This is a genomic window from Alcanivorax sp. DP30 (assembly GCF_009882945.1).
Taxonomy (GTDB): domain Bacteria; phylum Pseudomonadota; class Gammaproteobacteria; order Pseudomonadales; family Alcanivoracaceae; genus Alcanivorax.
The window spans coordinates 69,335-94,579 of sequence record NZ_WTUY01000024.1 but is presented as its reverse complement, the minus strand read 5'-3'; the positions used below and the strand labels follow the sequence as shown (position 1 = coordinate 94,579).

Genomic DNA, 25,245 nt, shown 5'->3' with positions numbered 1-25,245 from the left:
AGAGTGAAAAAAGAAAAATTTCTACGGAACATTGCTGAAACAGCTTACAACGTTGGTTTCGGTGCAAAAAAGCACTTCGCAACTTATGACATTAGTCTAAAAGCTCCTGGGCTAATCAGTTTCACATCATTTGCGTTTGGGATATTTGCTTTAATTTTCAATGATCTTAACATCAAGGCAATTTCTGCTACATTTTTAGTTCTAGGCATATCTGGCATATACATTTCCATGTATGAATCCAGGCGCGCCGAATATGCACATAACGGAAAGGTTCTTACCGATCTATTTAACGATTTAAAGCGCCTTTACTACGAAGCGTCAGAAAGCGGATCGATATCGGAGGAATTCAAAGATGAACTTAAACGCATTGACAAGGAATATACGAATATCAGCTGCCCGCATCAAATGATTTTTAGTAACTGGTATGCCCATTACAAATTTTTCTGGGAGCAACAAATTGATTGGATTGATGAACAGCTGAAGTTCAGTTTTCTCAGGGACAAAATCCCTCTCTCTTTCAGCTTCACATTAATGACCTCAGTTGTTGTGGTGCTCCTATATTCATCTCCATTAACAAAATATTTGTGTGCCAATCTATTAAAATAACAGATAAATATAGATTTAACAGAAAATAGAATCGTAAGCCTAAATTAACATTAGGAGCACATGCAATGTTAGCTCAGATCCACATAAAAAATTTCAAGAGCTACAGGGATCAAACGCTTTATCTTTCTCCACTAACATTAATGATAGGAGCAAATGCTTCTGGAAAAAGCAATGCACTGGAGGCGTTCCGCTTTCTTGCCTGGCTCGCTCAAGGACAAAAACTATCAGTTTTAAAACATAGAGTTGATGATTCCGAGCAAGTTCTTCGCGGCCAAATTAGAGACCTAGGACACTTAAATTCTGATTCATTTAGCCTTGGCTGCACTACAGAAGACAACGACTGGAATCACTTTGAAGCCGAAATAACCCTTCGTGACGATGAGCTACACATCTCACAGGAATGCATAACATCTCCTAATGAAAACTTTCCGCTCTACAAAATTGAGCAAAAATCGGTAGGACTAAGTTCTGACGTTCGTGTTGCTTATAACAATTTTGCCAGGGGCGGCAGAAAACCCCAAGTTAGTTGCACGGATCAAATAGCCATACTTAACCAGCTCGCCTCATCGGCAATGTTTGAATCCGGGCACAAAAAAGCTCAACAGGAAATCCCAAGCGCCACTGAGAAGTTCCAGAATCTTCTCTCAAATACGCTTTTCCTAGATCCAGTCCCATCACTAATGCGAGGGGACAGCTATCCTGAAAAAAATCTTCGTGGCGATTGTGAAAATTTATCTGGCGTACTTTTTACACTATGGAAAAAAAGTAATTCCAAACCCGTAATTATTGATTTTATTAAAAGCCTCCCTGAGCAAGATGTTAAGGATATTCATTTTTATGAAGATCGAAGAGGAAGAGTTTCTCTTGAGCTAGTCGAAAGCTTTGGAAATAAAGAAAGGAAATGGTCTGTCGAGCTTCTCTCTGACGGCACCTTGCGAGTTTTAGCAATTGCAGCAGCTCTCCTATCTGCACCTCAAGGATCAACAGTCGTCATTGAAGAGGTGGATAATGGCGTTCACCCTTCTCGCGCAAAGCAGCTACTCTCTACGATGCGAGAACAAGCAAAAGAAAGAAATGTTCGCTTACTACTATCAACACACAACCCCGCCCTTATGGATGCATTGCCCGACTCATCTTTAGGTGACGTGGTTTTTTGCTACCGAAGCCAGGACACCGGTGAAAGCTTGCTCACCCGGCTTTCTGATTTAGATGATTATCCAGGACTTGTATCGCAAGGCCCACTTGGAGAATTGGTAACCAATGGTATTGTTGACAGGTTCGTTAAATCACCAACAACCCCCGATCAAAAGAAAAAAAATGCAATGAATTGGCTTAGAAAAATGCAGGGGGAAGAGCAATGAGTTCAATATGCATTATAGATACTTCGGTTTTCTTGAATCTCTTGAATGTCCCAGGCAAAAATCAAGACAAAGAAAAGATTATAGAATCATTTGAAAATTATGTCGATCTAGGTGCCACTTTCATACTTCCAATGGCCACCATTATTGAGACAGGAAATCATATTTCACAAAATGGTGATGGCGGAACACGGCGAAAAACAGCCCTGCGATTCTGTGAAGCTATCACTGGAGCATTTAATGGTGACGCCCCCTACCAGCCAAGTGAGTTCCCAAATTCTGCAGAGGTTCTTGAATGGATAGACAAGTTCCCAGCCCTTGCCGGGATGAACAAATCAGCCAACAAACCCAATGAGGGAACAAGCTTTGGAGATTTAAGTATCATTGAAGAGTTTAATAAATGCATCATTCGCTTTTCAATGCGTGAGGTTTTCATTTGGTCACTAGATAGCGATCTTGTCGCCTACCATCAACAACGGTAGATCGTCTACTAAAAAATCGGCGCAAGAGAAAATTCATAATGATGACGAATGCACCAAAATTCCAGGAAGAATATAGTGCCAAACTTCCAGCACTGACACTTCTGACTAACCTGGGCTGGTCATTTATTTCTCCTGAGAAAGCCCTGGCGGCCCGTGACGGCAAGGCCGATGAGGTAGTGCTGCGCAAGGAACTACGTGCCGAGCTACAGAAACGCACTTTCAGCTTTTCAGGCAAGCGCTATCCGCTATCGGAAAAATCCATCGACAACTTGATTGCCGAGGTATGCAGCCCGGCTTTGAACGAAGGGCTTCTCACCGCCAATGAACGCCTCTACAACCATCTTCTGTACGGCATATCCGTTACTGAATTTGTTGATGGCAAGAAAGCCAGCCCAACCATAGCCCTTATTGACTGGCACGCCCCTGCCAACAATAGCTTCGTGGTTACTGAGGAATTTACTGTTACTCGGTCTGGTGGCGTGGAATCACGCCGGCCGGATATCGTCTGTTTTGTAAATGGTATTCCACTTGTGGTGATTGAAGCCAAGCGCCCTGACGGGAGCTCAAAGAAGGGGCCAACCATTGACGAGGGTATCTCGCAAAGCCTGCGCAATCAGCGTCACGACGAAATCCCTTTGCTGTTTGCCTACAGCCAGATGCTGCTTTCCATTAACGGCAACGAAGGCCGCTATGGCACCTGCCACACCCCGGCCAAGTTCTGGTCGGCCTGGCGAGAGGAAGATATTACTAATGCCGATATGGTTACCATCAAGAACAGGATTCTGTCGAGCGAGCAGCTTGCGAGCTTGTTTAACCATCGCCCTGCAGCCGACCTGGAATGGTATCAAAACCTGATCGCCGGGGGCGAGTTGGCCGTAACCGGCCAGGATCAACTGCTGATTAGCCTGCTCAGCCCTGCTCGCCTGCTAGAGATGACCCGATTTTTTACGCTTTTCGACAAAAAAGCCGGCAAGATCGTAGCCCGCTACCAACAGGTTTTCGGCATCAAGCGGCTGATTGAACGCATCAATACCCGTACTTCTTCAGGAGGCCGTGAGGGCGGTGTTATCTGGCACACCACAGGCTCGGGAAAGTCGTTCACGATGGTCTTTCTAAGCAAGGCACTGATTCTGCACGATAGCCTGAAGCAGTGCCGCATTGTGGTTGTCACTGATCGGGTGGATCTGGAGACGCAGCTCAGCAAAACCTTCGCCTCGGGTGGCGAGCTGGCGGGCAAGAAAGACAAGAGCGCAGCGATGGCCACCTCTGGCAAGCGCTTGGCAGAGCAGATTGGCAAGGGCACTGAGCGAATCATCTTTTCACTGATCCAGAAGTTCAACACCGCCACCAAGCTCCCTGAGTGCGTCAATCATAGCGCTGATATTATCGTGCTGATCGATGAAGGGCATCGCAGCCAGGGCGGTGAAAACCATATCCGTATGAAGCAAGCCCTGCCTAATGCCTCTTTTGTGGCCTTTACCGGCACGCCCCTGCTCAAGGACGACAAGACCACCAATAAGTTCGGCCCCATCGTGCACGCCTACACAATGCAGCGCGCCGTGGAAGACAAAACTGTTACGCCGCTGCTGTATGAAGAGCGCATTCCTGACCTTGATGTGAATGAGCGCGCCATAGATAGCTGGTTTGAACGCATCACCGAGGGGCTATCAGATGAACAGAAAGCCGACCTAAAAAGAAAATTTGCCCGCAAAGGTCAGGTGTATGGTGCTGACGACCGAATCCGGATGATTGCCCTGGATATTGCCAACCACTTCGTCAAAAACATTGATGAGGGCCTGAAGGGGCAACTCGCCTGCGATAGCAAGGCTGCCGCTATCAAGTATAAGCAATACCTGGATGAAGCCGGTTTGTTTGAATCAGCGGTGGTAATGAGCCCACCAGACACACGGGAGGGCAACACGGCTGTCGATGAAGCCGCCACACCGGAGGTCTCCCAGTGGTGGAAGGACAACGTGGGCAGCCAGGATGATCAGGCTTACACCAAGCACCTGGTTGAGCGATTTGAACAGGATGACTCACTCAAGATACTGATCGTGGTGGATAAGCTGCTGACGGGATTCGATGAGCCAAGGAATACCGTGCTCTACATCGACAAGCCACTGAGGAAGCACAATCTGATTCAGGCTATTGCCCGGGTTAACCGGCTGCACCCCAAGAAGAAGTTTGGTCTGTTAATCGACTATCGCGGCATTCTTGCTGAGTTGGATACCACTATCCAGAAGTATCAGGATCTCGCCTCACGGACACAGGGCGGCTACGACATCAATGATATTGCCGGCCTCTATAACCAGATGAGCACCGAGTACAAACGCCTGCCGCAGCTCTACAAGCAGCTCTGGGCTATTTTCTATGGCGTAAAGAACAAGAGCGATATCGAGCAACTTCGCCAAGTTCTGGTGCCAAAGATTGAAGAGAGAGAGGGCGAGCTGGTCGATGTGAACCTTAAGGTACGTGAAGACTTCTATGAAGCCCTCACCGCCTTTGCCAGCTGCCTGAAAGTCGCTCTACAGTCGGTGACCTTCTTCGATGACAAGAGCTTCACCGATGATGACCGGCGCCATTACAAGGAAACAGTGAAGCAGTTCTCCAGTCTTCGCCAACTTGTCCAGCGGGACGCCGGCGAGAAAGTAGATTACGACGAGTACGCAGAGCAGGTGAAGAAGCTGCTTGATAAGCATGTTGTCGGGGTAGACGTGAAAGAGCCCGGCGGCGTGTATGAGGTCGGCAAGATGGGACAGAAGCAGGAGCCCGAGGAATGGAGCGAGGAAAAAACCCGCAACGAGACCGACATCATCAAAACCCGCGTTACGCGAATGATTGAGCAGGATCTGCGAGATGACCCCTATGCACAGGAAGCCTTTTCAAAGCTTCTACGTCAGGCCATTGAAGAAGCCGAGAAGCTGTTCGATCACCCCCTAAAGCAGTACATGCTGTTCCGGGAATTTGAGGAACAGGTTCAGGAACGCAAGCTGAATGATATTCCCGATGCTTTCAGCAGCAATCGCCACGCCCAGGCGTACTTTGGTGTGTTCAAGAAAGTTCTCCCCGAGGCATTGGCTGTCATGGACCAGCAAGTGCAGGACAAATGGGTAAATCTGGCTTTCGATATTGATCGGTCCGTTGAAGCCTCCGTGGCAGAACACTCCATAAACCCGCAGAACATAGAGGCTGATATTCGCAAGAAACTATTGCCGCGCATGTTCCAGGAGTGCAAAGCGATTGGGGCCGGCATGAACCAGGCCAAGAAGATTGTGGAAATGGTGGTTCAAATCACCCGAATTGGTATTAACAGAGGCTGACTTGATGACCGTACCCATTATCCCCAAAGGCCATCGCCTTAGCTTCTTCTATGGGAATGAGGAAATCACCTTTGAGCGAACAGAGCGCCCCAAAGCTTCAGGAAAAGTCCTTATTAAGGTTCATTCAGACTGCCGCGTAATCGCAGCTGCGCCTCAGGATGTGAGCAATGAAGCCGTTTTAGCTGCGGTAAAAAAGCGCGGGCGCTGGATCTATGAGCAACTTCGTAACTTCCGGAAGCAGATGGAGCATGCAACCCCACGTAAGTTTATTAGCGGAGAAAGCCACTACTACTTAGGAAAACAGTATCTCCTGAAAGTACAAGAAACACCCCACCAACCACAAAGCGTCAAGCTTTTTCGTGGAAAACTTGAAGTTTCTGTAAGGCAGAAAAATCCGAGGATTGTGAACGAACTCCTAATGGCGTGGTACAAATCTCGCGCCAAGGAGATATTTGCATCGCGACTCGATGCACTGTTGGATCAAACGCTCTGGGTACCTGACCGCCCTCCTCTTCGTCTCCTCACCATGCAAACTCAGTGGGGGAGCTGCTCACCCAATGGCAGGATCACCCTAAACCCTCATCTCGTAAAGGCTCCAAGGGAGTGCATTGATTACGTCATCCTCCACGAGCTTTGCCATATCGCCGAGCACAATCATAGCAATCGATTCTATCGACTTATGGAGCAAGTCATGCCTAGCTGGGAAGCCACCAAGGGACGCCTGGACGGGATGGCCAGTCGGATATTAAGCATTTAGGCAGAGACGAGCCGTCTTCTCCCCCACTTCAAAATCATGTTAGGCTTCGCCGGTAAGCTACATGGATATTGAAATGAGCAAGTTAACAGAATTCGACATCTCTGCGTACATCCTTGATAAACAAGGAGAAATGTCCGCAATGAAGCTGCAAAAGCTTCTTTATTATTCCCAGGCATGGTCTATGGTTTGGGATGAAATCACGCTTTTTGATGCCGATTTCGAGGCTTGGGCTAACGGTCCCGTACTACCCTCTATTTACGAAATTCACCGAGGCCAATTTCTAGTAAACAAGCGCATGTTCCCAAATGGCAATGCAAAGAAGGTCAAAGGGGATGCTTCTGATACTGTTGATCAAGTCCTGAAAGTATACGGAAAGAAAACTGCACAGTGGCTTAGCAATCTTACGCACGAAGAAACACCTTGGGTTAATGCCAGGGGAGACCTTTCTCCAATTGCACGATCTAACAATGTCATTGATAAGGGAAGCATGCACGAGTACTACTCAGGTCTTTAACCGTGTTTAGTGAAAAAGCCAGGAAAAGAAAGGCCCGCCGACACGCCAAACAAGAAAAGGGAAAAAAGTTAGCCGAAAAGCTTTCGGATGAACCCTTCGCTAAAAAATCCCCAGCACAAAAGCAGCTACCAGAAAATCTTATTGAACCAGTCGCAATTGCGGATCGCATTGCAGAGATTGGTAAATTGCCAAAGTTAAACCAGAGACCTTCTAATTACGACTCTGAGATGACTTGGTGTAGCTCCATAGCCGACATTGAAGATAGCTGGACATGGGGAGAAGAACGTCGCTGGAGCGATCCAGAATGGAATAACGAAATCCTAAGAGAGTTAGGAGCATTAAGAGGTTCCACGTGGGCAGAAATAGCCAGGCTTGAAACCGGTGAGGGGAAGAGGGGCAAGAAGCGAAGGAAGCGCCATCACCCCCAAGAAATATGTTCAGTCAACGCCGAGGCTCAAACTCGCTGGAAAGAAATTGGGTTAGAGCAATTCGATACAGCTTATCGATTTCGCCTCGGAGGAACCAAAAGAGTTTGGGGCGTGCAATATCGCAGCCACTTTTATTTGGTTTGGTATGAACGGCACCATTTGATTTACCCGATGGGGTGAACAAACAGGTTCAGCTATTTGCATTGATGCACTAACGTGATGATTAATTAAATTAACGTATCAAACCAAAACTACTTTGGTGTAAATCATCCATAGAGTCTAAATCAGAACGGACTCTTTTTTCTTTTAGGTATTCTATAACACTAAAGAAGCAGCCTTCACAAAGATCCACCATGTAACGATCACCATCTCGGGATGATGCATACCCCCAGTGAGCGGAAAGTGTTCCATATTCATGCTTCCCACCAGAACAATTTGTTTCATTACCGCATACATCACATAGGACCTGCACAACCGACTCTACAGGAACCTCTGCAGTTACTCTCATGTCAGAACTCCTAAGCTTTATTAGGCAAGTGATCACAGGTCAGAGAGAAGCTCACCAGGTGAAATGCCCAATGCATCGCTGATTTGATGAATCTTAAGCAAAGTGATGTTCTTCTCGCCCCGCTCAATATGTCCCATATAGCTTCGATCAAGGCCTGCCAGGCTAGCCAGCTCTTCCTGCGAAAGCCCATTCTCCTTGCGCAGAGCTCTCACTTTTGAGCCGAATGCCTTTAATCGAGCATCGTGCATGAAGTCTCACCTTAAAAGTGAGAACTATCATTTTTTGATGCCTATCGATCCACGGACTATAATACCCATTTCTTGATTCGGGAAGTCATGCCTACCAAGCGGAATTCACCATGCCCATGCGAGAGCGGAAAGAAATTCAAAAAATGCTGCCTAAACAGAATGTTAGGAGAAGGCGCATTAGTCAGCCAGGACTTCTATAACAGCTTCAACCAAGCCGTCCCTTTTCCTATTGGATCACCAGATGATAACTCTGATGAGTTCCAACAGCTTGAAGACTGGGCCAACCGCTATCTCTCAGCTATAGATGTCGACCACCCTTTGTTCGCTGTCCTTTCAGACCACCTATGCACACACAGCCAGATCATCGATTTTGCGCGGAACATTGGTGCCCATGACTATTTGTCTGGCGCAGAACCTCTCTATACAGCCTGGCGAAGGTCACGCAAGTAGCGAAAACAGAAATGTGAATAGCCATGAGTCAAGGTTTCGACTGTCCATATTTCGAGATATGTACATATTCGATTTATAAGCTCTATATAACCCGTACGTCCGGGCCTTCCAGGGTGTGCTCATAGTAAGGCGCGTTTTCGGGTACCATCACATTCAGATGACGCTCCAGATCACCCCGCACATCCGGATCCGCGTTTTCATTGATGGTCAGGGACGCAGAGGTATGCTGAATGAACAGGTGCAGCAGCCCCACCCGCACGTCAGCCAGCTCCGGAAGCTGCTCCAGCACGTCCCGGGTCACAAGATGACAGCCGCGTCGCTTTGCCGGCAAGGTGACGGTTTTCTGTTTCCACATGGTGATGCCCTGTTCTTCGTCCTGTTTTGACCTTGGCCCGTTTCTGTTTCAGAGGCAGACTCTTAACACAGGAAACGGGAGCACACATGAAACTTAACGGTCAGACCATTGTACTCACCGGCGCCTCCAGTGGCATTGGTGCTGAAGCGGCCATTCTCATGGCAAAGCGTGGCGCCAGACTTTGCCTGGTAGCTCGGCGGGAAGAGCAGCTTCGGGAGATACAACAACGGGTAGAAGCTGAAGGCGCCTATGCCGCCATCTATCCCTGTGATCTGAGCGACAATGACGCCATTGAAGCCTGCGCTGCCCGCATCGTGGCGGAACAGCCACAGGTCGATGCGCTGGTGAACAATGCCGCCCATTCCATCCGCCGCCCCATCGAACAGTCCCTTGACCGGCTACATGATTTTCAACGCACGGTGCAGCTCAACTACATCGGCGCCGTGGCCATGACCCTGAAACTGCTTCCGCGTTTTCTGGAGCAGGGTCATGGCCATGTGGTGAATATCTCCAGCCTCTCCACCCAGATTCCCATCCCGCTGTTTTCCGCCTATCTGGCCAGCAAGAGTGCACTGGAGTCCTTCACTCGTTCCCTGCAGGCGGAGATGGGGCATCAGGGCATCACCACCACCGTGGTGTATTTCCCCATGGTGCGCACCCCCATGTCCTCGCGCACCGCCATTTATAAATACATGCCGATGATGAATGTGAAGAAAGCGGCAGGCTGGATTGTGGAAGCCTGCGAAAAACGCCCGGCGCGCATCGCCCGCCCCATGGGAAAACTCGGCAGCCTCCTCCTCGCCGCCGCTCCCGGTCCGGTCACCAAACTCCCCCAACCGCTGTTTCGGGGTATGGATCAGTTACTGGCGAGCCGGCTGAAGAAGAAGGGGTAGCCCCGCCGTAGGAGCGTCGCTGGCGGCGCGATTCCAGAGCAGGATCAAAAGCATTTTCACCACAGAGACCACGGAGTTCACAGAGTAGGAACACCACCCCCTCAGAGGCCTCTGTGAACTCTGTGGTAAATCATGTTCTTCGTGGTGTGGTTATCGCGCCGCCAGCGACGCTCCTGCGGAAAGGCTCAATTCACCACATTGCTCGGCGCACCGGCCTGCCAGTTCTCGATATTGCTTACCACCCCATCCAGTAACCGCTGGCGGCACTCACGAGTGCCCCAGGCATTGTGCGGGGTGATGATCAGGTTGGGGATGTCGGTGGCCAACAAGACATGATCACGCGGTGGCGGTTCACTGCTCAACACATCCAGACCGGCACCACCGAGCTGCCCACTGCGCAGGGCGTCAGCCAGCGCCTGTTCGTCCACCAGCCCTCCTCGGGAAGTGTTGATAAGCAGTGCACCCGGCTTCATCTGAGACAGGAAGGCCGCATCAACCAGTTTGTCAGTTTGCCACGTCAGCGGACAATGGAGACTGACTACATCAGACTGCACCAGCAACTCATTCAAGGGCATGCGTCCTTCATGGCTACGCCCGCTGAACGACTGCGCCACAGCGATTTTCATCCCGAAAGCTTCCGCAAGCCGGGCTGTTTCCCGCCCCAAATCTCCGTAACCGATGATACCCAGCGTCTTGCCGGCCAGTTCCATAATCGGATAATCAAGCAAACAAAACTGCCTGCCATCACTCCAGTCGCCCCGCTTCACCGCCTGATCATACTGCTGGCAGTGCGTCGCCAGGCTGAGCATCAACATCAGACTATGCTGAGCAACTGCCGCACGGGCATAACCCGAGACATTGCACACTGTGATGCCTTGATCCCGGGCAGCATCCAGGTCCACATTATTGGTACCGGTGGCACAAATACAGATAAGCTTGAGGGACGGACAGGCCGCCAGAGTAGCGGCATCCAGCATTACCTTATTGGTGATCACCACCTCGGCATGCTGCAAACGCTCGACGCGTTCTGAGGCGTCCGTAAAGGGGAAGAAGGTCCAGGACATCAATGCATTCAGTGCACTGAAGTCCAGCTCATCGGGGTTAACCGTTTCTGAATCGAGAAAGACACCCTGCATGATCATGGTCCTTCAGCGGGAAGAATATAATGGGAGCATCCATGCTAACGGATCTGCTGGAAAAAATGGGCTTTTCGTTGCCGCAGCAGGACTGGCAAAAGCCGGTCATCGGGGTCAGCGCCTGCCTAACCGGTCAGAAGGTACGTTACGACGGCGATCACAAACACAACGGGATCGTGATGCATCAACTCGCTCCACTGATGCGTTTTCGCGAAACCTGTCCCGAGGTCAGCATCGGTCTGCCGATCCCGCGCCCACCTATTCAGGTTGTGCAGATCGGGGGGGCGCAGCGGGTACAGGCCGTTGCAAATACATCACTGGATTATACCGACGCGCTGGAGCAGGTGGCCGCCCGACTTGGCGAACCACTGTGTGGCTTTGTACTCAAGGCGCGCTCACCCAGCTGCGGGCACCTGACCACTCCACTGCATGACGAACACGGCAATGAAATCGCCACCGGCTCCGGGGCCTTCGCCCGCAAACTCCATGAGCTGTATCCTCGCATCGCTTTGGCCAATGAAAGCGACCTTGAGAAACCCGCTTTCCTGCAGCAATTCGTCCTGCAGGTGTTTTGCTACCAACAATGGCATAACAATGATCACCAGGGCAGCTGGTTGCAAGAACGGCTGGAGAAAAGCGAATTATTGGAAGAACCACTGAGGACGAATTTCCAGCACTACCTGTCCCGCCTCAGCCAAGCAATGCATTAAGAGCAGTTAATAGTTAACAATGAAGAGTTAATAGCTAGAAGACAAAACCGGGATCAACTGCAGGAGCGAAGCGAGTTGCGAAAATCTTCGGCCCTTACCGCTTTCTGGTTTTGCCTTTCGAAACTCGCGACTCGTCACTCGAACCGACTTCCTTCATGAGAAAAGCTCATGCGGATTTCTCTGAGTACCCAGTGTTCTTTGTGGCACAACACACTATCAAAGAATTAACGTCAGCCCACCGGTAATAATGGCAAAAAAGATCGACAGCCAGATAAGGGTCCACCAGGGGAAGGATTTCGGCGGCGGTTCGATTTCCAGCTGCTCCTCCAGATAACGCCGCAACAGGGCCGTGTTGCGGGTGTTAGCCTTGAAAATGGCATCGAAGGCATCACCGACCACAGGCAGCAGGCCACCCACAAAATCGATGGCCATGTTACGCACCATGCGCAGCTTGACCTTGTTGCTGGCCCCGGCACGCTGCGCCTCTACCAACACATAGCTGGACAGCGCCAGACCGGCCAGATCCCCGATACCGGGAATCAGACCAATCAAGGCTTCAGCGCCAAACCGAAATTTGGTGAAAGGAATACCGATACTGCTGTCGGTAAAGCGGCTGAATTTATCCAGCCGCGCCAGCACTGCACGCTGCCTGTCTTCACTGACTGCCATCAGATCTCCACGAACAGCTGACCGTTTTCTTCCGTCACCGGCCAGGTATCGAGACTCTTTTCGCCCCGCACTACATTCAACAGCTGTACACCCGGCGGGAAATTTGCCCACTCAGTCACATCCCCGGTGCGGATATCAAACCGGGCACGGTGCAAGGGGCACTGTACACATTTGTCATCAATGATCTTGCCTTTACCGAGGGACGCGAACATATGACTGCAGCGAGCCTGCGTCGCGTAATAGCCATCGCTGAGATGGTAAACCACCAGCTTGGTATCCCCGGCCTGCATCGCCTTGCTTTTACCCTCCGGGACATCACTGCTGGCACAGAGTTCGTAACGCATGTTGCTCTCCTTGCTGGCTGAAAAATCAGTGACAAGCTTCAAGCTTCAAACCACAACGCGGACCACTGCACCGGGAAACGAACAGCGCAGGCACCGCGCCGGGCCCAAAAAGTCAAAACCCGAGAGGAACCTTCCGGGTTTCCCTATTCAAAAAAGCGTAGCTTGTAGCTTGTAGCTTGTAGCTCGTAGCTCGTAGCTAACAATCATTCCAGATAGGTATACCCTGCCAACCCGTCCCTTACCAGCTCAATGAAGCCATCCTGCTCTTCGGCGCTTAAATGGGCCTGGCGGCAATTCTGTTCCAGAGTCTCCAACAGACGCTCCGGGTCGTAGTTCACATAACGCAGGACCGAGCTGACGGTATCACCCTGAATAGCGTGATCGAGGACGATCTGGCCGTCATCGGTGACGTCCACATCCACCGAGTCTGTATCACCGAACAGGTTGTGCATGTCGCCAAGAATCTCCTGATACGCACCGACCATAAAGATACCCAGATGACCATTGATCTCCTCCGGCAGCGGCAGGGAAGATTCCACCCCTTCACCATCCACGAACTGGTCAATACGGCCATCGGAATCACAGGTGATATCCTGCAGCACCGCGCGACGGGTGATCGGCTTGTCCAGGCCTGACAGCGGCAACACAGGGAACACCTGATTGATACCCCACACATCCGGCACCGACTGGAACACGGAGAAGTTCACGAACAACTTGTCCGCCAGGGTTTCATTCAGGTTATCCAGCAACTCCCGCTGCTGCTTGCGCAGCGGGTTCAGCCGTGCCCGCAGTGCCAGCAGACAATTCACGTAGAGTTGCTCGCCGCGAGCCCTGGCATTCAGATCAAGATCCCCAGCCAGGTAACGCTGATGAATATCCTGCCAGGCGCCGACCACTTCAGAGAAGCGCTCCAGCAGATTCCCTGCGTCGCCCTGCAGCAGCTGCTGCAATTCCCACAATTGATGCAGCTCGGGGACATCCTCGTTAGCCGGCATCCCGACACTCACCGGCGACTGGGATTCCTGGTCGGTGATATTCACCAGCAACACCGCGTGATGCGCTGTCAGCGCCCGACCGGATTCGGAAATGATATTGGGCTCAGGCAAATCACGCTGCTGACACTGCTGCTGCAGGGTCTGCACAATGTGACGGGCATAATCCGCCACCCCGTAGTTCATGGAGCAATAGGAACGGGAGTGGGTGCCTTCATAGTCGACCCCCAGACCACCGCCAACGTCCACGGTTTCCACCGCGGCGCCCAGCGCGCGCATCTCGGCATAGTAACGGGCCGCTTCACGCATGCCCGCCTTGATATCCTGAATGTTGGCTACCTGGGAACCCAGGTGGAAATGGAGCAGCTTCACGCAATCCAGGCGGCCCGCCTGGCGACAATGCTCGATGGCACTCATCAGCTGAGGCGCGCTCAAGCCAAATTTCGATTTCTCGCCCCCGGTGTTCTGCCAGTTACCCTTGCTGATACTCATCAGCCGCACCCGCAGACCGATACGCGGTGACACGCCCAGCTCATCGGCAATGCGCAGCAAGGCCGGTAGTTCGGACATCTTCTCCACCACGATGTGCACATGGAAACCCAGTTTTTCACCCATCAGCGCCAGGCGCAGATACTCGGCATCCTTGTAGCCATTGCAGACAATGGTGTCGCCGGGGTTCGACAGTGCCAGCACCGCCAGCAATTCCGGCTTCGAGCCTGCCTCCAGACCGATACGCTCACCGTCCTCACGGGCACGGATGATCTCATGCACCACCCGCCGTTGCTGGTTCACCTTGATGGGATACACCGGGGTGTACAGCCCCTGATAGCCATGACCGTCGATGGCTTCACGGAAGGCACCGGCCAGCTGCTTGACCCGCTGGCGCAGAATCCCGGAAAACCGCGCCAGTACCGGCGCCCGCAATCCGGCTGCCCGACAGGCCTCCAGCACCGCTTCCAGGGGCGCTTCACCGCCCTGTTCGCCATTGGGTCGCACACACAGCTCGCCGCCTTGATCAATACGGAAGTAGCTGTCACCCCAGCGATCCACGTTATAGATTTCACTGGCTGGTACGGAGCTTGAATCGGTCATTACCTGTCCTGTTAACGCTGACATGCAATACGCGCCACACTGGCACGCTCAGTGCCGCCATTATGCCTGCCTGCTGCCGTCCGTCGCATCCCTTTTTGGGGGCTGGATTCAACCTTTGACAGGGGGGGCAGAGGTCTTACAATCGCGACTATTAACCACCCGGGGGCAATAACGCCTCCACCCACCGGAAAGGCCCATGAGCAGCACCCAAGACAACTGGTTTTACGAGCACTTTGACACCGCTGGCACCGCCTTCGGCCTGCGCCTGAAGCAGAAGCTGGAAGAGGTACAGACCGAGTATCAACACATCGAGATGTGGGAAACCGACAGCTTCGGTTACCTGATGACCATCGATGGCGCCACCATGCTCACCACCCGCGACAACTTCCTCTACCACGAGATGATGTCGCACCCGGTGCTGTTCAGCCACGCCAATCCCAAGCGTGTCGTCATCATCGGTGGCGGCGACTGCGGCACCCTGCGCGAAGTACTGCGTCATCCGGGCGTGGAAAAAGCCACACAGATCGACATCGATGAGATGGTGACCCGCTACTCCGAGAAGTATTTCCCGGAGCTGTGCGAATCCAATGACGATCCCCGTGCCGAGCTGCTGTTCGAAGACGGCGTGCAGTACATGCGCAACTGCCAAGACGGCAGCGTGGACGTCATCATTGTGGACTCCACCGATCCCGTGGGCCCGGCAGAAGGTCTGTTCAAGGCGGACTTCTTTCGTGACTGCCACCGTGTATTGGCCGAGGGCGGCATCATTGTGCAGCAGTCAGAATCCCCGCTACTGCACAGCGACACCATCATCAAGGATCTGCACGCCAACATGCGCGAAGCCGGATTCACCAGCACCCAGACCCTGCCCTTCCCGCAGCCTGTGTATCCCAGCGGCTGGTGGAGCTGCACCATGGCCGGCAAGAACACCGACGTGAGCGAATTCCGGGAAACCGACGCCACTGGCAAAGGCTTCGACACCCGCTATTACTCCGCTGCCATTCACAAGGGCGCCCTGGTGCTACCGCCGTTTATGCAGGCGGCAATCGGCAAATAAGCCCAAAGCCCAAAGCCCAAAGCCCAAACAAGAATGCCCTTGTCTTCCAAAGAAACAAGGGCATTTTTTCAGCTTCGTCTTTCGCTGTTAACTATTCAGTGTTAACAGCCTCAATCACAGCCAAAGCTATAGGTAAAGGTACCAAACTCTTTCACATTATATTTTTGCAGGCCAATACTGGTATCGTAGTACGGCATGTACTTCTTCATGTCGCTACGGGTGAAAATCTTTCCGCTGGGGTTTCTTGCCGACAGGTAGTAAACGCCGTTCCCCGTATTGAAAATCTCCATCTCGTGCTTGGGCTCAAGCTTGTTGAAACCCTCGGTCACCCATTCACCGCTATCGCTCTTGTAATTGTAAGCAATGTAAAGGTCGTCATTGCCGCATTCATTTCTGGCATAAACGTGAACCTTGTCTGGCTTGGCATAGGCAAGGCTTCGCCAGGATTCAGAGAAATTCTCCGCCTGATACGCAGAAGAACCAAACTCACCCTTGACGATATAATTGAAAATATTTTGCCGCTCCGGCGACACTCGCGAGCCAAAGTTCATGACTCTTGATTCACTCTGTATGACCCCGTGAACGTGGTAGGCATCATAATCGGGTGAATACACCAGAACCGCGCTGCCGCTCTGTCCTCTGAACACATCGCAATCTATTCTGAGATCATCAGGGTCATAAGGATTGCTGTTTACGGCGTTGCAGTTCTCCTGGAAGTATTGGTGGCCGTGCTCCTTGTCGCCGGGATAGCCAATGGTGGTCACCTTGCCACTGGGAAACTCGTTTTTTCCCCAGAATCCAAACCAGCCCGCCACTTCACCGGCATGCTTCCCTTCATCGGAACGATCCAACTCCATGATGGCAATATCCCTGCCAGTATCCGCGTTGGCATTATGAGAATAGTCCGAAGGGAAGAAAACTCTGACAACCCGGTACTTGTTATAGGAAACACGCCCTTCCTGGATGTCCGGATAAAAGAACTGGTTGTCCAGCAATTGACCATTGGCATCAAGCGCACAATGTGCAGCGGTAATAATGTAGTTTTTCTGAATCAGAGAGCCGGTGCACGTCGATCGGGAAATCTTACCCTTTTCCGCAGGCAGAAAGGTGATCAGCTGCCCAACACGGCGACGGTACTTTTCCAGATACGTCGGGAGCTGAAGACTGCTCTTGCGATCGTCATAACCGAGAATACCCCGGCTTTTTATTTCGCCTGAAAGATCTGCAGGAATGTTTTCCCCGGTAGGTGCCATCTGCGCCGCAGACCAGGCTATCGGCGCTACCAGCACCAGAAAAATGGAGATGACTATCTGTTGTTTCATGGCGAATTCAACCTGGCAGATTCAAAACACCTGCCTGAACGGGAAAACAGCGCGATCGGGCAGAGAACAATGGCAAACCAATATAATACCCGGACAGACACCGCGACCGAAGGGGCCCAGGGATGTCAAAGGGTGGGCTCATTCATTAAGATGGCCTGCGGTGAAAATATGAACACCCCCCTCTGACTCCAGATATCAACTTTGATCCGCAATATGCGACAGGACCAGTCCGGCCAGACCTGGCGCATTGCCAAAATAGTCGAGGAGCTCGATCTTCAAATCCGGAAAACGCGCTCGCGCCTCTTCTATCTGTGCCGGGATATCACGCCCCACATGCTTGCCCCGGTTAAAGAACAGGGGGTAAAGCTGCACCGTGCTCACCGGCTGATGCTCAAGCTGCTGGATCGCCTCAATCAGGGAAGGCTGAGCCAACTCCAGAAAGCAGGGGATTACGGCGGCGTACTCCCGGCCACTGGCATGGGCGGATTCCGCCACGATTTTCACCAGCGCGCGGAATTCATCATTGGCCGTTTCGCTACGGCTGCCGTGTGCCATGATCAGCAGGGCGTTTGACATGCAGACTCCTGGGTAATGCCGTTGGTAAAATATGCTGGCTTATGCGCCTGAGCAAACGTCTGGGCCAGCAAGTGACAAGTGTCAGGTTGCGAAAATCGAAGTGGGGAAGGCAGGAAAGTGCGCTTCATGGCAGCTCTCCCCAGCTCGAAAGTCGTTACTGGTGACTCGCCTCAGCTGCAATTCTAGCGGCTTCCTCAATCACCAGAGCGTGACGGCGGGCCAGCGCCTCCCTGTCATCATCGTAGCCGCCACCAATCACCGTGGCCACAGGAATGCCGTTATCCCGACACCGCTGAATCACGCCACGGTCCCGGTCCGCAATGCCCTGCAGGGAAATCGCCAGTCGACCCAGGGGATCATGTTGGTAGATATCCACTCCAGCATCATAAAGCACCAGGTCAGGCCGAACCTGTTGCAGTAATGTCTCCAGGGTTTCAAACACCGTATCCAGATAATCCTGGTCTGTCATGCCCAGAGGCAGACCCACGTCCAGGTCGCTTTCCATTTTGCGCACTGGAAAATTTTTCTCGCAATGAATCGAGCAGGTAAAAGCTCGCGGCTCTTGCGCCAGCATGGCCGCTGTGCCGTCACCCTGATGCACGTCACAATCGAAGATCAGGATTCTTGCAACCGCACCGCTGGCCAGCAACTGCCTCGCCGCAAAAGCCAGATCATTAAAAATACAGAAGCCGGAACCGAAATCGTAATGAGCATGGTGTGTACCGCCTGCCAGATGACACGCCAGGCCATGCCGGAGGGCCAACTGCGCTGCCAGCAGCGTGCCCATGGGGGCAATGCAAGTGCGCTTCATTAGTCCGGCGCTCCACGGCAGGCCCATACGCCGCTGAGCCTTCTGATCCAGCGTACCCGTGACGATGGCGTCCACATAGTCCGGGCAATGCACCTGCCCCAGCAGAGACGCTTTCGCCCGACCCGGCCGAAACTCATTGTCCCGGTTAGCGATACCCTGGACACGCAGATGCCGATGCAGCAGCGAGAATTTCTCCATGGGAAAGCGGTGCTCTCCGGGGAACGGAAAGCTGTAGTCCGGATGATAGACGAGGGGAAGCATTGGCCTGCCGGGTTTCGGGTGTACAGGCATTGTGGCGACGAGTCTCGGCTGGGGCAATGGGGCGATTAGCGTTTCCGCCCCACTTCAACTGTAATCTGGATCGCTTGCAGGCAAGCTCCTACAGCAGCCAACGGAGACCAAGATAAAGCTGGTTACGGGCGTGCCCGGTGATCACATCACCGTGGGCCAGACTCAGATTTTCCACTGGCCAGTCGAGAATGCGGGTGATGCTGGCGCGGGCCTTGCGGCGGTTGAGGTAGACCAGACGCAGGATCGGATGCCAGCCCGGCTTCTTCCACAGGCCGCCGAGCTTCAGATACCAGCGGGTAAATCCATGATCACACTGATGGAAATTTTCAATCAGGTCCGCCGCAATCAGGGTCTGGGTTGCACGGTGATAGAAGACGGTTTCGTTGAGCATGGAGCCTTCAATAAAGACCAGCTCGAAATCATTGCCCCAGTCAGGGTGGGGAACTTCTGTCAAAACCGCATCCAGACTCAGATCCTTGCGTTTTGCTGCCAGTTTTTGCGGACCATGGAGAATGGCCTGCGGGTAACGGGCCTTCACGTCAGCGGCAAAGACATGGTGAAACAGGTTAGGACACACGATGTGCTTCACTTCGCCCAACGTCGCCAACTCAGCCGCCAGCGCATCATCCACCGGTATCGGTGAGTGCAGCAACAGACCACCGGTAGACAACTTGACCACCGTCATCCGGCTGCCAACATGCAGCCCCATGAAGGTATGAGGAATGGCAGCATGCCAGATGTTATCAGTCAGTGGTTTCAGTCTTGCCATGACATTCATTCCCTTTAGGAGCGCAGCGGCTCCAGCAACTTTTCGGTACCGTCCATTTTCAGCATCAATGCCAGCGCCATGAGCCGCCCCAATTCACCTTTTGGAAACCCCTTGTCGGCAAACCACAACAAATAAGGCTCCGGCAAATCGATCAGCACCCGCCCCTGATACTTGCCAAAGGGCATGGTCCGGTCAATCAGCGCTTTGAGATCTTCCTGTTTGAAATCCATTACAACTCAATTGCCTTTGTGAACGCCAGTTTGCCGACTGTGTCTGTCCCTTTCACCGCCCGGCCATTATCTTCTCCAGATCCTTCGGTAAGGGCATGGGCTTGAACGGGCTCACATTGCTGCCCCCGCTATTGCCCGCTGGTACCCAGAGCCGTGACAACAACAGGGCGGCGGGCAACCGCAGAATCTGGCCGCGCACCTCATGCCAGTCGCCCCGTCGCCAGCCGACCTTCAGCATCCACCAGTGGCTGGCCACATGCGCCAGAGTGTGCTGCTGGCCAAGAATATGGGCTCGCTCAAGGCTCGTAAATGCCTCATCCCATTGCCGTTTCCGGTAAGCCTGGCGGGCATCGGCCATGGCAGCCGCAAAGGCCTGTTGCTGTTTCAGATGCATGAATTCACTCCAGTGGGTTTCATCATGCACATCCAACACCCTGCAACGATTGCAGGTTCAAGACTTGCCATCACCACCGGTCAATTTATCCAGGGTTTTCAACTCAAAATCGCTGACATCATGGCGCTCCCAGAGCTGGCTGGAAGGCTCCCCCCAGGCACGATTCACCTTGCGCCCCCGCTGCACCGCCGGGCGCTGGGCAATCTGGTGGGTCCAGCGCAGCACATGGGTATAGGTATGCGCCTCGATGAACTCTGCCGCCTCATACACCTTGTTGGTTACCAGGGCACCGTACCAGGGCCAGATGGCCATGTCGGCAATGGTGTACTCCCCGCCAGCGATGTATTCGTTTTCCGCCAACTGACGATCCAGCACGTCCAGCTGCCGCTTGATCTCCATGGTGTAGCGATTGATCGGGTACTCATATTTCTCCGGTGCATAGGCGTAGAAATGCCCAAAACCACCACCCAGCATGGGGGCACTGCCCATCTGCCAGAACAACCAGTTGAGGGTTTCAGTGCGGGCATCAGGATCCTGCGGCAGGAACTCGCCAAACTTTTCGGCCAGATACAACAGGATGTTCCCGGACTCGAACACACGCCGCGGCGGGGTGACGCTGTGATCCATCAACGCGGGAATCTTGGAGTTCGGATTCACCTCCACAAAGCCGCTGCCAAACTGGTCACCATTCTGGATGTTGATCAGCCAGGCATCGTACTCTGCCTCGCTGTGGCCTTTCTCCAACAGCTCTTCCAGCATCACGGTAACCTTCACCCCGTTGGGCGTCGCCAGGGAGTAAAGCTGCAAGGGGTGCTTGCCCACCTGCAGATCCTTGTCGTGGGTGGGGCCGGCGACGGGGCGATTGATGTTGGCAAACTTGCCACCGCTTTCCTGATCCCATTTCCAGACTTTTGGCGGGGTGTAGATTGGGTCAGACATGTTCGCTCCTGGTCAGAGGCAGGCTTGGCCTGCCTGGTATGGAATGGTGATTCATGATGGCCAGTCCGGCGCGCAGGAACAAGCGGGAAAAACCGATGAAATGCCTCAACTCAGTCAATCTGTTCCCGCGGACTCATGTTGCTGTACGTCCCAGAGGTGAGCGTACAAGCCTTTCCTGGCCAGCAATTCACTGTGACTGCCCTGCTCCGCCACCCGACCCTTGTCCAGTACGATGATGCGATCCGCATTCATGATGGTAGACAGGCGATGGGCAATCACCAGGGTGGTTTGCTGGTGGGAAATATCCTCAATGGCCCTGAGAATGATTTTTTCGGAATGGCTGTCCAGCGATGAGGTAGCCTCATCAAACACCATGATCGGAGGCTGCTTGAGCAGCGCCCGGGCAATGGACACACGCTGCTTCTCTCCGCCGGACAGCTTCAGTCCGCGCTCGCCCACCAGGGTGGCCTCGCCCCTGGGCAACGAAGCGACGAAGTCTGACAGATAGGCCAGGCGGATGGCTTCACGCACTTCCTCGTCACTGGCATCAATACGGCCGTAGCGGACATTTTCGAAAATACTGGTGTTGAACAACACGGTATCCTGGGGCACGACCCCGATATTCCGGCGCAGGGACACCTGACTTACTGAACGTATCGATTGCCCGTCAATGGCGATATCCCCGCTGGCCGGATCGTAAAACCGGAACAGCAATTTGAACAGGGTAGACTTGCCCGCGCCGCTGCTGCCGACGATCGCCACCTTTTGTTTGGAGGGCACAGTGAAGCTGACACCGCCGATAATTTCACGTCCATCACCGTAGCCAAAGTGTACGTCACGGAATTCGATCTCGCCGTCTCCCACATTCAGCTCGCCGGCCTCTGGCAGATCCACCACACCCGGCGCCACATCCAGAATCGCGAACATGTTCTCGATATTGGTCATTGCCCCTTTCATTTCCCGATAGACAAAACCGAGAAAGTTCAGCGGCATGAACACCTGCATCATGAACGCGTTAATCAATACGAAGTCACCCAGGGTCATCACCTTGTCTGTGACCTGCACCGCCGCCAGCACCATGGCCACCGTCATGGCGGCAGCAATGATCAGTGACTGGCCACCATTCAGCGCAAACAGGGACAGACGATTCTTGCGGCGGGCCTGCTCCCAGTCCGCCAGGTTTTCGTCGTAATTGTCCGCTTCGAAGTTTTCGTTGGTGAAATATTTCACCGTCTCGTAGTTGAGCAGACTGTCGATGGCACGGGTGCTGCTGGAGGACTCTGCCTGATTGGCTTCGCGGATAAAGGCCAGCCGCCATTCCGTGGCATACACGGAAAAGCCCACATACGCTGCCACAGACAAGGCCACGATCACGGCAAACCAGGCATCGTAATTCCACAGCAACAGGCCGATCACCATGCCGATTTCCAGCAGGGTGGGCAGGATGTTGAACACCATGAAACGCAACAGAAAGCTGATGCCGTTGGTGCCCCGCTCGATATCCCGGGACAATCCGCCGGTGCGCCGGTTGAGATGAAAATCCAGATCCAGCGCATGCAAGTGGCGGAACACTTTCAACCCCACCCGGCGCATGGCCCGCTCGGTCACGCGGCCGAACAGGGTGTCGCGCAACTCACCGAACAGCACATTGGAAAAGCGCACCACCCCATAGGCCAGCAACAATCCCAGAGGCAAGGTAATCAGCTGGCTGGCGCCCTCCGCATCCAGGTCATCGACAATGTGTTTGAGGATGAAGGGCAAGCCCACACTGGCCAGCTTGGCCAGCACCAGACAGGCCACCGCCAGAGCGATGCGGGCGCGAAATTCCAGCAGGTAGGGAAACAGGGTTTTGAGTACGGACCAGTCGATGGGTTTCGGCGTAATGTCCTGGCTCATGCCGCGCATAAAAAGACCTGTCTGGGAAAGAGTAGGGCCACAGTATAGCAATGTCCGCCAGCAACAGAGGCCCACAAAAAAGCCCGCCGAAGCGGGCTTTAACAGGCAATCATGTGTAGCGCACACCGATGTCCTGTTAACCTGTTATACCTCATATTTGGCCATGCTGTCCTGCAAAGGCCGAATCAGTTCGCGGTTATCCTGGTCCCAGGGGTGAAATCCCGGACGGAAATAATCCAGGTACTCCGGCAGCAGCTTGCGCAGCGGCCCCGGTTTAACCAGCAGCCACCCGTAGCCACGCACCATCCGACCGAGCGAAGCGTTGCCCTCGCTTTTCAGGTTGCGCCAAGTGATCCGGGTAATGGCAAGCCAGAACAACAGCGTTACCTGCAACATGATCATGACCCGGTTCCAGTAGCCCCCGTCCACGGTCTGGTAGACGTCGAATGCCACGGCCTTATGCTCGGTCTCCTCCACCGCATGCCAGATGAACAGTTCACGGATTTCCGGATGCATTTTTTCGGACAGCTCCGGCATGGTCAGGAACTGGTTGGCCATGATGGCGGTGAAATGCTCCAGCGCCAGCGTCATGGCCAATTGCTGGCGGGCGGACAATCGCTGGCGGGCCGCCGTCAGGCCCTCAGCCAGTCGGCGCAGCGTCTCACCGACCGGATAGCCCTTGTCCGTCAGCCACTGATTGAAGGCTTCATGCTCCTGCCCATGGTGGGCCTCCTGACCAATGAAGCGGCGAACCTGCTGCACCAGCTCTGGATCGTTTAGCTGCGGCTGGTAATGACGCACAGAGTCGATAAAGAAGCGCTCGCCATCCGGGAACACGCTACTCATGGCGGCAAAGAACGCGCTCAGGAACGGATCGCCACTGTGAAAATGGCGATCAATGTCGGCGCTGGGCCGCAGAGATAGCTTGCGGACCGTAATATCAATGGCCTTTTGCAGACGGGCTTGTGCGTTCATGGAGCCTCCTCGTTGTTGCCATACTGACCCTGGCAGGGCACGCCTTTAGCCAATATGCACTGCATGCGCAGGCCCCTCGAGGTCATGTCGCGTCATTCGACTGTCATTTTGGGCCGTCCGCCGGAGGTCATGAACAAGGCCTCAGCCGCCTAATCCTCAGGGCTGGCGTTGCTGAAGCCAGACCTTCAGCCCCTGACTGTTGAGATTTATATCAAACCCCAACGCCGCCTGCAGTTCATCCTTAGACAGGGTGACACCATGGTCGCGAGCCCTGCCAAACAGGTATTCCTGCAGGGCCGATTCCAGCCTTTCCAACAGCCCGGCCGCCTCTCCCGGGGCAGCCTGTTCGGCCAGCGTCACATAGTCGTCCACCATTCCCAACAGCCGTTCGCCCGGTTCTTGCGGGTCTTCCAGCATTCCGTAATGGGTCAGGAACATGCGCTCCGGTTTCAGCGCCAGCAATCTGCGGATGGAGTGCTTCAGAGGCTCCGGGTCGAACTGCACCGGCGTAGTGGTAGGTAAAGTAAAGGGACCGTTCTCGGTCACCAGTGACGGGTAGGACAGGCCGAAGGTATCGCCGGTGAAGATACCCTTCGACGCGGGATCATGGACACAGAAATGATGACGGGCGTGACCCGGTGTGTCATAGAACACCAACTCGCGCTGCGCCAGCATCACCGAGTCGCCGTCTTCCATGATGCGCACCCGACCCTCGTCCACGGGAATGACATCGCCATAGACCTCGGCGAACTGTTCTTCACCGTATACGGCGGTGGCTCCGGCCTTCAGTTTCGAAGGATCAATCATGTGCCGTGCGCCACGGGGGTGAATCAGCAACGTGGCCTGAGGCAGTGCCTGCATCAAGCCGCCCACGCCACCGGCATGATCAAGGTGTACATGGGTGGGGATCACATACTTCACCGCACCGCGATCAATGCCCTTCTCATCCAGCAGGGCCAGGATAATTGGCACGGTATTGTGCGTACCGGTTTCGATGATGGCGCACTCGCCTGCTTCTTCCATGAGGTAACAGGCCGCCAGCTCCTCATGGACCATGGCAGTATCAATGCGGGTAATGCCGAACGGCAACGAATGGTAAACCTGAAACGTCATGGGCGACTCC

27 protein-coding genes and 1 pseudogene are annotated in these 25,245 nt (G+C 53.5%); 11 read left to right on the top strand and 17 right to left on the bottom strand.

Features of this window, described 5'->3' with window-relative positions; translation table 11 throughout:
- Positions 1-3 precede the first annotated feature (3 nt).
- The 7 genes from GQF00_RS16255 to GQF00_RS16225 all read left to right on the top strand — a co-directional run bounded on the left by GQF00_RS16255 (position 4) and on the right by GQF00_RS16225 (position 7,645).
- The gene (locus GQF00_RS16255) at positions 4-606 is read left to right on the top strand and encodes an SLATT domain-containing protein (protein ID WP_161320383.1); all 603 of its coding nucleotides are present in this window, start codon (positions 4-6) and stop codon (positions 604-606) included.
- Between the two features lie 65 nt (positions 607-671).
- A complete protein-coding gene (locus tag GQF00_RS16250) occupies positions 672-1,967 on the top strand; it encodes an AAA family ATPase (RefSeq protein WP_161320381.1) in 1,296 nt (431 codons plus the stop codon).
- A complete protein-coding gene (locus GQF00_RS16245) occupies positions 1,964-2,446 on the top strand; it encodes a hypothetical protein (protein WP_161320379.1) in 483 nt (160 codons plus the stop codon). Before GQF00_RS16250 ends, GQF00_RS16245 begins: the two co-directional genes overlap by 4 nt.
- A 38-nt stretch (positions 2,447-2,484) precedes the next feature.
- Complete coding sequence (locus tag GQF00_RS16240; protein WP_202560582.1) at positions 2,485-5,766, top strand: type I restriction endonuclease subunit R; 3,282 nt, start codon at positions 2,485-2,487, stop codon at positions 5,764-5,766.
- A 4-nt stretch (positions 5,767-5,770) separates the two neighbouring features.
- On the top strand, positions 5,771-6,523 hold the full coding sequence (locus GQF00_RS16235) for a M48 family metallopeptidase (protein ID WP_161320377.1): 753 nt from the start codon (positions 5,771-5,773) through the stop codon (positions 6,521-6,523).
- Between the two features lie 61 nt (positions 6,524-6,584).
- Entirely contained in the window at positions 6,585-7,037 is a 453-nt protein-coding gene (locus GQF00_RS16230) for a Panacea domain-containing protein (protein ID WP_202560581.1), read from the top strand.
- A 2-nt stretch (positions 7,038-7,039) separates the two neighbouring features.
- On the top strand, positions 7,040-7,645 hold the full coding sequence (locus GQF00_RS16225; RefSeq protein ID WP_161320375.1) for a hypothetical protein: 606 nt from the start codon (positions 7,040-7,042) through the stop codon (positions 7,643-7,645).
- A gap of 52 nt (positions 7,646-7,697) precedes the next feature.
- Here GQF00_RS16225 and GQF00_RS16220 read toward each other — a convergent pair whose 3' ends face one another.
- Both GQF00_RS16220 and GQF00_RS16215 read right to left on the bottom strand, forming a co-directional pair.
- The gene (locus GQF00_RS16220) at positions 7,698-7,973 is read right to left on the bottom strand and encodes a hypothetical protein (RefSeq protein ID WP_161320373.1); all 276 of its coding nucleotides are present in this window, start codon (positions 7,971-7,973) and stop codon (positions 7,698-7,700) included.
- Between the two features lie 32 nt (positions 7,974-8,005).
- Complete coding sequence (locus tag GQF00_RS16215) at positions 8,006-8,221, bottom strand: helix-turn-helix domain-containing protein (RefSeq protein ID WP_161320371.1); 216 nt, start codon at positions 8,219-8,221, stop codon at positions 8,006-8,008.
- Positions 8,222-8,308: 87 nt separating this feature from the next.
- On the opposite strand from GQF00_RS16215, the gene GQF00_RS16870 reads away from it, so the two are divergent.
- Positions 8,309-8,671, top strand: coding sequence for an SEC-C metal-binding domain-containing protein (locus tag GQF00_RS16870; RefSeq protein WP_161320369.1), 363 nt, complete (start codon positions 8,309-8,311; stop codon positions 8,669-8,671).
- Positions 8,672-8,768: 97 nt separating this feature from the next.
- On the opposite strand, the pseudogene GQF00_RS16205 reads toward GQF00_RS16870, so the two are convergent.
- Positions 8,769-9,026 (bottom strand): annotated as a pseudogene (locus tag GQF00_RS16205) (secondary thiamine-phosphate synthase enzyme YjbQ); the annotation flags it as partial.
- A gap of 86 nt (positions 9,027-9,112) precedes the next feature.
- Here GQF00_RS16205 and GQF00_RS16200 point away from each other — a divergent pair.
- Positions 9,113-9,919 (top strand): SDR family NAD(P)-dependent oxidoreductase, encoded by an 807-nt coding sequence (locus GQF00_RS16200; RefSeq protein ID WP_161320368.1) that lies wholly within the window; start codon positions 9,113-9,115, stop codon positions 9,917-9,919.
- A gap of 185 nt (positions 9,920-10,104) precedes the next feature.
- Here GQF00_RS16200 and GQF00_RS16195 read toward each other — a convergent pair whose 3' ends face one another.
- Positions 10,105-11,055, bottom strand: a complete 951-nt coding sequence (locus GQF00_RS16195) for a 2-hydroxyacid dehydrogenase (RefSeq protein WP_161320366.1) — start codon at positions 11,053-11,055, stop codon at positions 10,105-10,107.
- A gap of 41 nt (positions 11,056-11,096) precedes the next feature.
- On the opposite strand from GQF00_RS16195, the gene GQF00_RS16190 reads away from it, so the two are divergent.
- On the top strand, positions 11,097-11,765 hold the full coding sequence (locus GQF00_RS16190) for a DUF523 domain-containing protein (protein ID WP_161320364.1): 669 nt from the start codon (positions 11,097-11,099) through the stop codon (positions 11,763-11,765).
- 216 nt (positions 11,766-11,981) lie between these two features.
- Here GQF00_RS16190 and GQF00_RS16185 read toward each other — a convergent pair whose 3' ends face one another.
- The 3 genes from GQF00_RS16185 to speA all read right to left on the bottom strand — a co-directional run bounded on the left by GQF00_RS16185 (position 11,982) and on the right by speA (position 14,862).
- Positions 11,982-12,434 (bottom strand): DUF4112 domain-containing protein, encoded by a 453-nt coding sequence (locus tag GQF00_RS16185; RefSeq protein ID WP_237440585.1) that lies wholly within the window; start codon positions 12,432-12,434, stop codon positions 11,982-11,984.
- Entirely contained in the window at positions 12,434-12,778 is a 345-nt protein-coding gene (locus GQF00_RS16180; RefSeq protein WP_161320349.1) for a Rieske (2Fe-2S) protein, read from the bottom strand. Before GQF00_RS16180 ends, GQF00_RS16185 begins: the two co-directional genes overlap by 1 nt.
- A 203-nt stretch (positions 12,779-12,981) precedes the next feature.
- Entirely contained in the window at positions 12,982-14,862 is a 1,881-nt protein-coding gene (gene speA / locus GQF00_RS16175; RefSeq protein ID WP_161320347.1) for a biosynthetic arginine decarboxylase, read from the bottom strand.
- 196 nt (positions 14,863-15,058) lie between these two features.
- On the opposite strand from speA, the gene speE reads away from it, so the two are divergent.
- Positions 15,059-15,919 carry a polyamine aminopropyltransferase gene (speE, locus tag GQF00_RS16170; protein WP_161320345.1) on the top strand — a complete coding sequence of 287 codons (861 nt, stop codon included), beginning with the start codon at positions 15,059-15,061 and terminating at the stop codon, positions 15,917-15,919.
- A 110-nt stretch (positions 15,920-16,029) separates the two neighbouring features.
- Here speE and GQF00_RS16165 read toward each other — a convergent pair whose 3' ends face one another.
- From GQF00_RS16165 to GQF00_RS16120, 10 genes are all read right to left on the bottom strand, one after another.
- On the bottom strand, positions 16,030-17,241 hold the full coding sequence (locus GQF00_RS16165) for a serine protease (RefSeq protein ID WP_161320343.1): 1,212 nt from the start codon (positions 17,239-17,241) through the stop codon (positions 16,030-16,032).
- Positions 17,242-17,436: 195 nt separating this feature from the next.
- Positions 17,437-17,817, bottom strand: a complete 381-nt coding sequence (locus GQF00_RS16160) for a sirohydrochlorin chelatase (protein WP_161320341.1) — start codon at positions 17,815-17,817, stop codon at positions 17,437-17,439.
- 154 nt (positions 17,818-17,971) lie between these two features.
- Positions 17,972-18,889 carry a histone deacetylase gene (locus GQF00_RS16155; RefSeq protein ID WP_161320339.1) on the bottom strand — a complete coding sequence of 306 codons (918 nt, stop codon included), beginning with the start codon at positions 18,887-18,889 and terminating at the stop codon, positions 17,972-17,974.
- A gap of 118 nt (positions 18,890-19,007) precedes the next feature.
- Complete coding sequence (locus GQF00_RS16150; RefSeq protein WP_161320337.1) at positions 19,008-19,688, bottom strand: DUF4336 domain-containing protein; 681 nt, start codon at positions 19,686-19,688, stop codon at positions 19,008-19,010.
- Positions 19,689-19,702: 14 nt separating this feature from the next.
- Positions 19,703-19,918 carry a DUF3820 family protein gene (locus GQF00_RS16145; RefSeq protein ID WP_161320335.1) on the bottom strand — a complete coding sequence of 72 codons (216 nt, stop codon included), beginning with the start codon at positions 19,916-19,918 and terminating at the stop codon, positions 19,703-19,705.
- A gap of 52 nt (positions 19,919-19,970) precedes the next feature.
- Positions 19,971-20,312, bottom strand: coding sequence for a DUF3703 domain-containing protein (locus tag GQF00_RS16140; protein ID WP_161320333.1), 342 nt, complete (start codon positions 20,310-20,312; stop codon positions 19,971-19,973).
- A gap of 57 nt (positions 20,313-20,369) precedes the next feature.
- Positions 20,370-21,251 carry a glutathione-dependent disulfide-bond oxidoreductase gene (gene yghU / locus GQF00_RS16135; protein WP_161320330.1) on the bottom strand — a complete coding sequence of 294 codons (882 nt, stop codon included), beginning with the start codon at positions 21,249-21,251 and terminating at the stop codon, positions 20,370-20,372.
- 114 nt (positions 21,252-21,365) lie between these two features.
- Complete coding sequence (locus GQF00_RS16130; protein WP_161320328.1) at positions 21,366-23,156, bottom strand: ABC transporter ATP-binding protein/permease; 1,791 nt, start codon at positions 23,154-23,156, stop codon at positions 21,366-21,368.
- A gap of 135 nt (positions 23,157-23,291) precedes the next feature.
- A complete protein-coding gene (locus GQF00_RS16125) occupies positions 23,292-24,122 on the bottom strand; it encodes a metal-dependent hydrolase (RefSeq protein WP_161320326.1) in 831 nt (276 codons plus the stop codon).
- Between the two features lie 156 nt (positions 24,123-24,278).
- Positions 24,279-25,235: an MBL fold metallo-hydrolase gene (locus tag GQF00_RS16120; protein WP_161320324.1), complete on the bottom strand. Its 957-nt coding sequence runs from the start codon at positions 25,233-25,235 to the stop codon at positions 24,279-24,281.
- Between the last annotated feature and the right edge of the window lie 10 nt (positions 25,236-25,245).

What these genes read in the sequence shown, in the direction of transcription:
- GQF00_RS16250 (WP_161320381.1), top strand. Translation starts at nt 672, where the DNA reads ATGTTAGCTCAGATCCACATAAAAAATTTCAAGAGCTACAGGGATCAA.
- GQF00_RS16245 (WP_161320379.1), top strand. Translation starts at nt 1,964, where the DNA reads ATGAGTTCAATATGCATTATAGATACTTCGGTTTTCTTGAATCTCTTG.
- GQF00_RS16240 (WP_202560582.1), top strand. Translation starts at nt 2,485, where the DNA reads ATGATGACGAATGCACCAAAATTCCAGGAAGAATATAGTGCCAAACTT.
- GQF00_RS16235 (WP_161320377.1), top strand. Translation starts at nt 5,771, where the DNA reads ATGACCGTACCCATTATCCCCAAAGGCCATCGCCTTAGCTTCTTCTAT.
- GQF00_RS16230 (WP_202560581.1), top strand. Translation starts at nt 6,585, where the DNA reads ATGGATATTGAAATGAGCAAGTTAACAGAATTCGACATCTCTGCGTAC.
- GQF00_RS16220 (WP_161320373.1), bottom strand. Translation starts at nt 7,973, where the DNA reads ATGAGAGTAACTGCAGAGGTTCCTGTAGAGTCGGTTGTGCAGGTCCTA.
- GQF00_RS16215 (WP_161320371.1), bottom strand. Translation starts at nt 8,221, where the DNA reads ATGCACGATGCTCGATTAAAGGCATTCGGCTCAAAAGTGAGAGCTCTG.
- GQF00_RS16870 (WP_161320369.1), top strand. Translation starts at nt 8,309, where the DNA reads ATGCCTACCAAGCGGAATTCACCATGCCCATGCGAGAGCGGAAAGAAA.
- GQF00_RS16200 (WP_161320368.1), top strand. Translation starts at nt 9,113, where the DNA reads ATGAAACTTAACGGTCAGACCATTGTACTCACCGGCGCCTCCAGTGGC.
- GQF00_RS16195 (WP_161320366.1), bottom strand. Translation starts at nt 11,055, where the DNA reads ATGCAGGGTGTCTTTCTCGATTCAGAAACGGTTAACCCCGATGAGCTG.
- GQF00_RS16190 (WP_161320364.1), top strand. Translation starts at nt 11,097, where the DNA reads ATGCTAACGGATCTGCTGGAAAAAATGGGCTTTTCGTTGCCGCAGCAG.
- GQF00_RS16185 (WP_237440585.1), bottom strand. Translation starts at nt 12,434, where the DNA reads ATGGCAGTCAGTGAAGACAGGCAGCGTGCAGTGCTGGCGCGGCTGGAT.
- GQF00_RS16180 (WP_161320349.1), bottom strand. Translation starts at nt 12,778, where the DNA reads ATGCGTTACGAACTCTGTGCCAGCAGTGATGTCCCGGAGGGTAAAAGC.
- speA (WP_161320347.1), bottom strand. Translation starts at nt 14,862, where the DNA reads ATGACCGATTCAAGCTCCGTACCAGCCAGTGAAATCTATAACGTGGAT.
- speE (WP_161320345.1), top strand. Translation starts at nt 15,059, where the DNA reads ATGAGCAGCACCCAAGACAACTGGTTTTACGAGCACTTTGACACCGCT.
- GQF00_RS16165 (WP_161320343.1), bottom strand. Translation starts at nt 17,241, where the DNA reads ATGAAACAACAGATAGTCATCTCCATTTTTCTGGTGCTGGTAGCGCCG.
- GQF00_RS16160 (WP_161320341.1), bottom strand. Translation starts at nt 17,817, where the DNA reads ATGTCAAACGCCCTGCTGATCATGGCACACGGCAGCCGTAGCGAAACG.
- GQF00_RS16155 (WP_161320339.1), bottom strand. Translation starts at nt 18,889, where the DNA reads ATGCTTCCCCTCGTCTATCATCCGGACTACAGCTTTCCGTTCCCCGGA.
- GQF00_RS16150 (WP_161320337.1), bottom strand. Translation starts at nt 19,688, where the DNA reads ATGGCAAGACTGAAACCACTGACTGATAACATCTGGCATGCTGCCATT.
- GQF00_RS16145 (WP_161320335.1), bottom strand. Translation starts at nt 19,918, where the DNA reads ATGGATTTCAAACAGGAAGATCTCAAAGCGCTGATTGACCGGACCATG.
- GQF00_RS16140 (WP_161320333.1), bottom strand. Translation starts at nt 20,312, where the DNA reads ATGCATCTGAAACAGCAACAGGCCTTTGCGGCTGCCATGGCCGATGCC.
- yghU (WP_161320330.1), bottom strand. Translation starts at nt 21,251, where the DNA reads ATGTCTGACCCAATCTACACCCCGCCAAAAGTCTGGAAATGGGATCAG.
- GQF00_RS16130 (WP_161320328.1), bottom strand. Translation starts at nt 23,156, where the DNA reads ATGCGCGGCATGAGCCAGGACATTACGCCGAAACCCATCGACTGGTCC.
- GQF00_RS16125 (WP_161320326.1), bottom strand. Translation starts at nt 24,122, where the DNA reads ATGAACGCACAAGCCCGTCTGCAAAAGGCCATTGATATTACGGTCCGC.
- GQF00_RS16120 (WP_161320324.1), bottom strand. Translation starts at nt 25,235, where the DNA reads ATGACGTTTCAGGTTTACCATTCGTTGCCGTTCGGCATTACCCGCATT.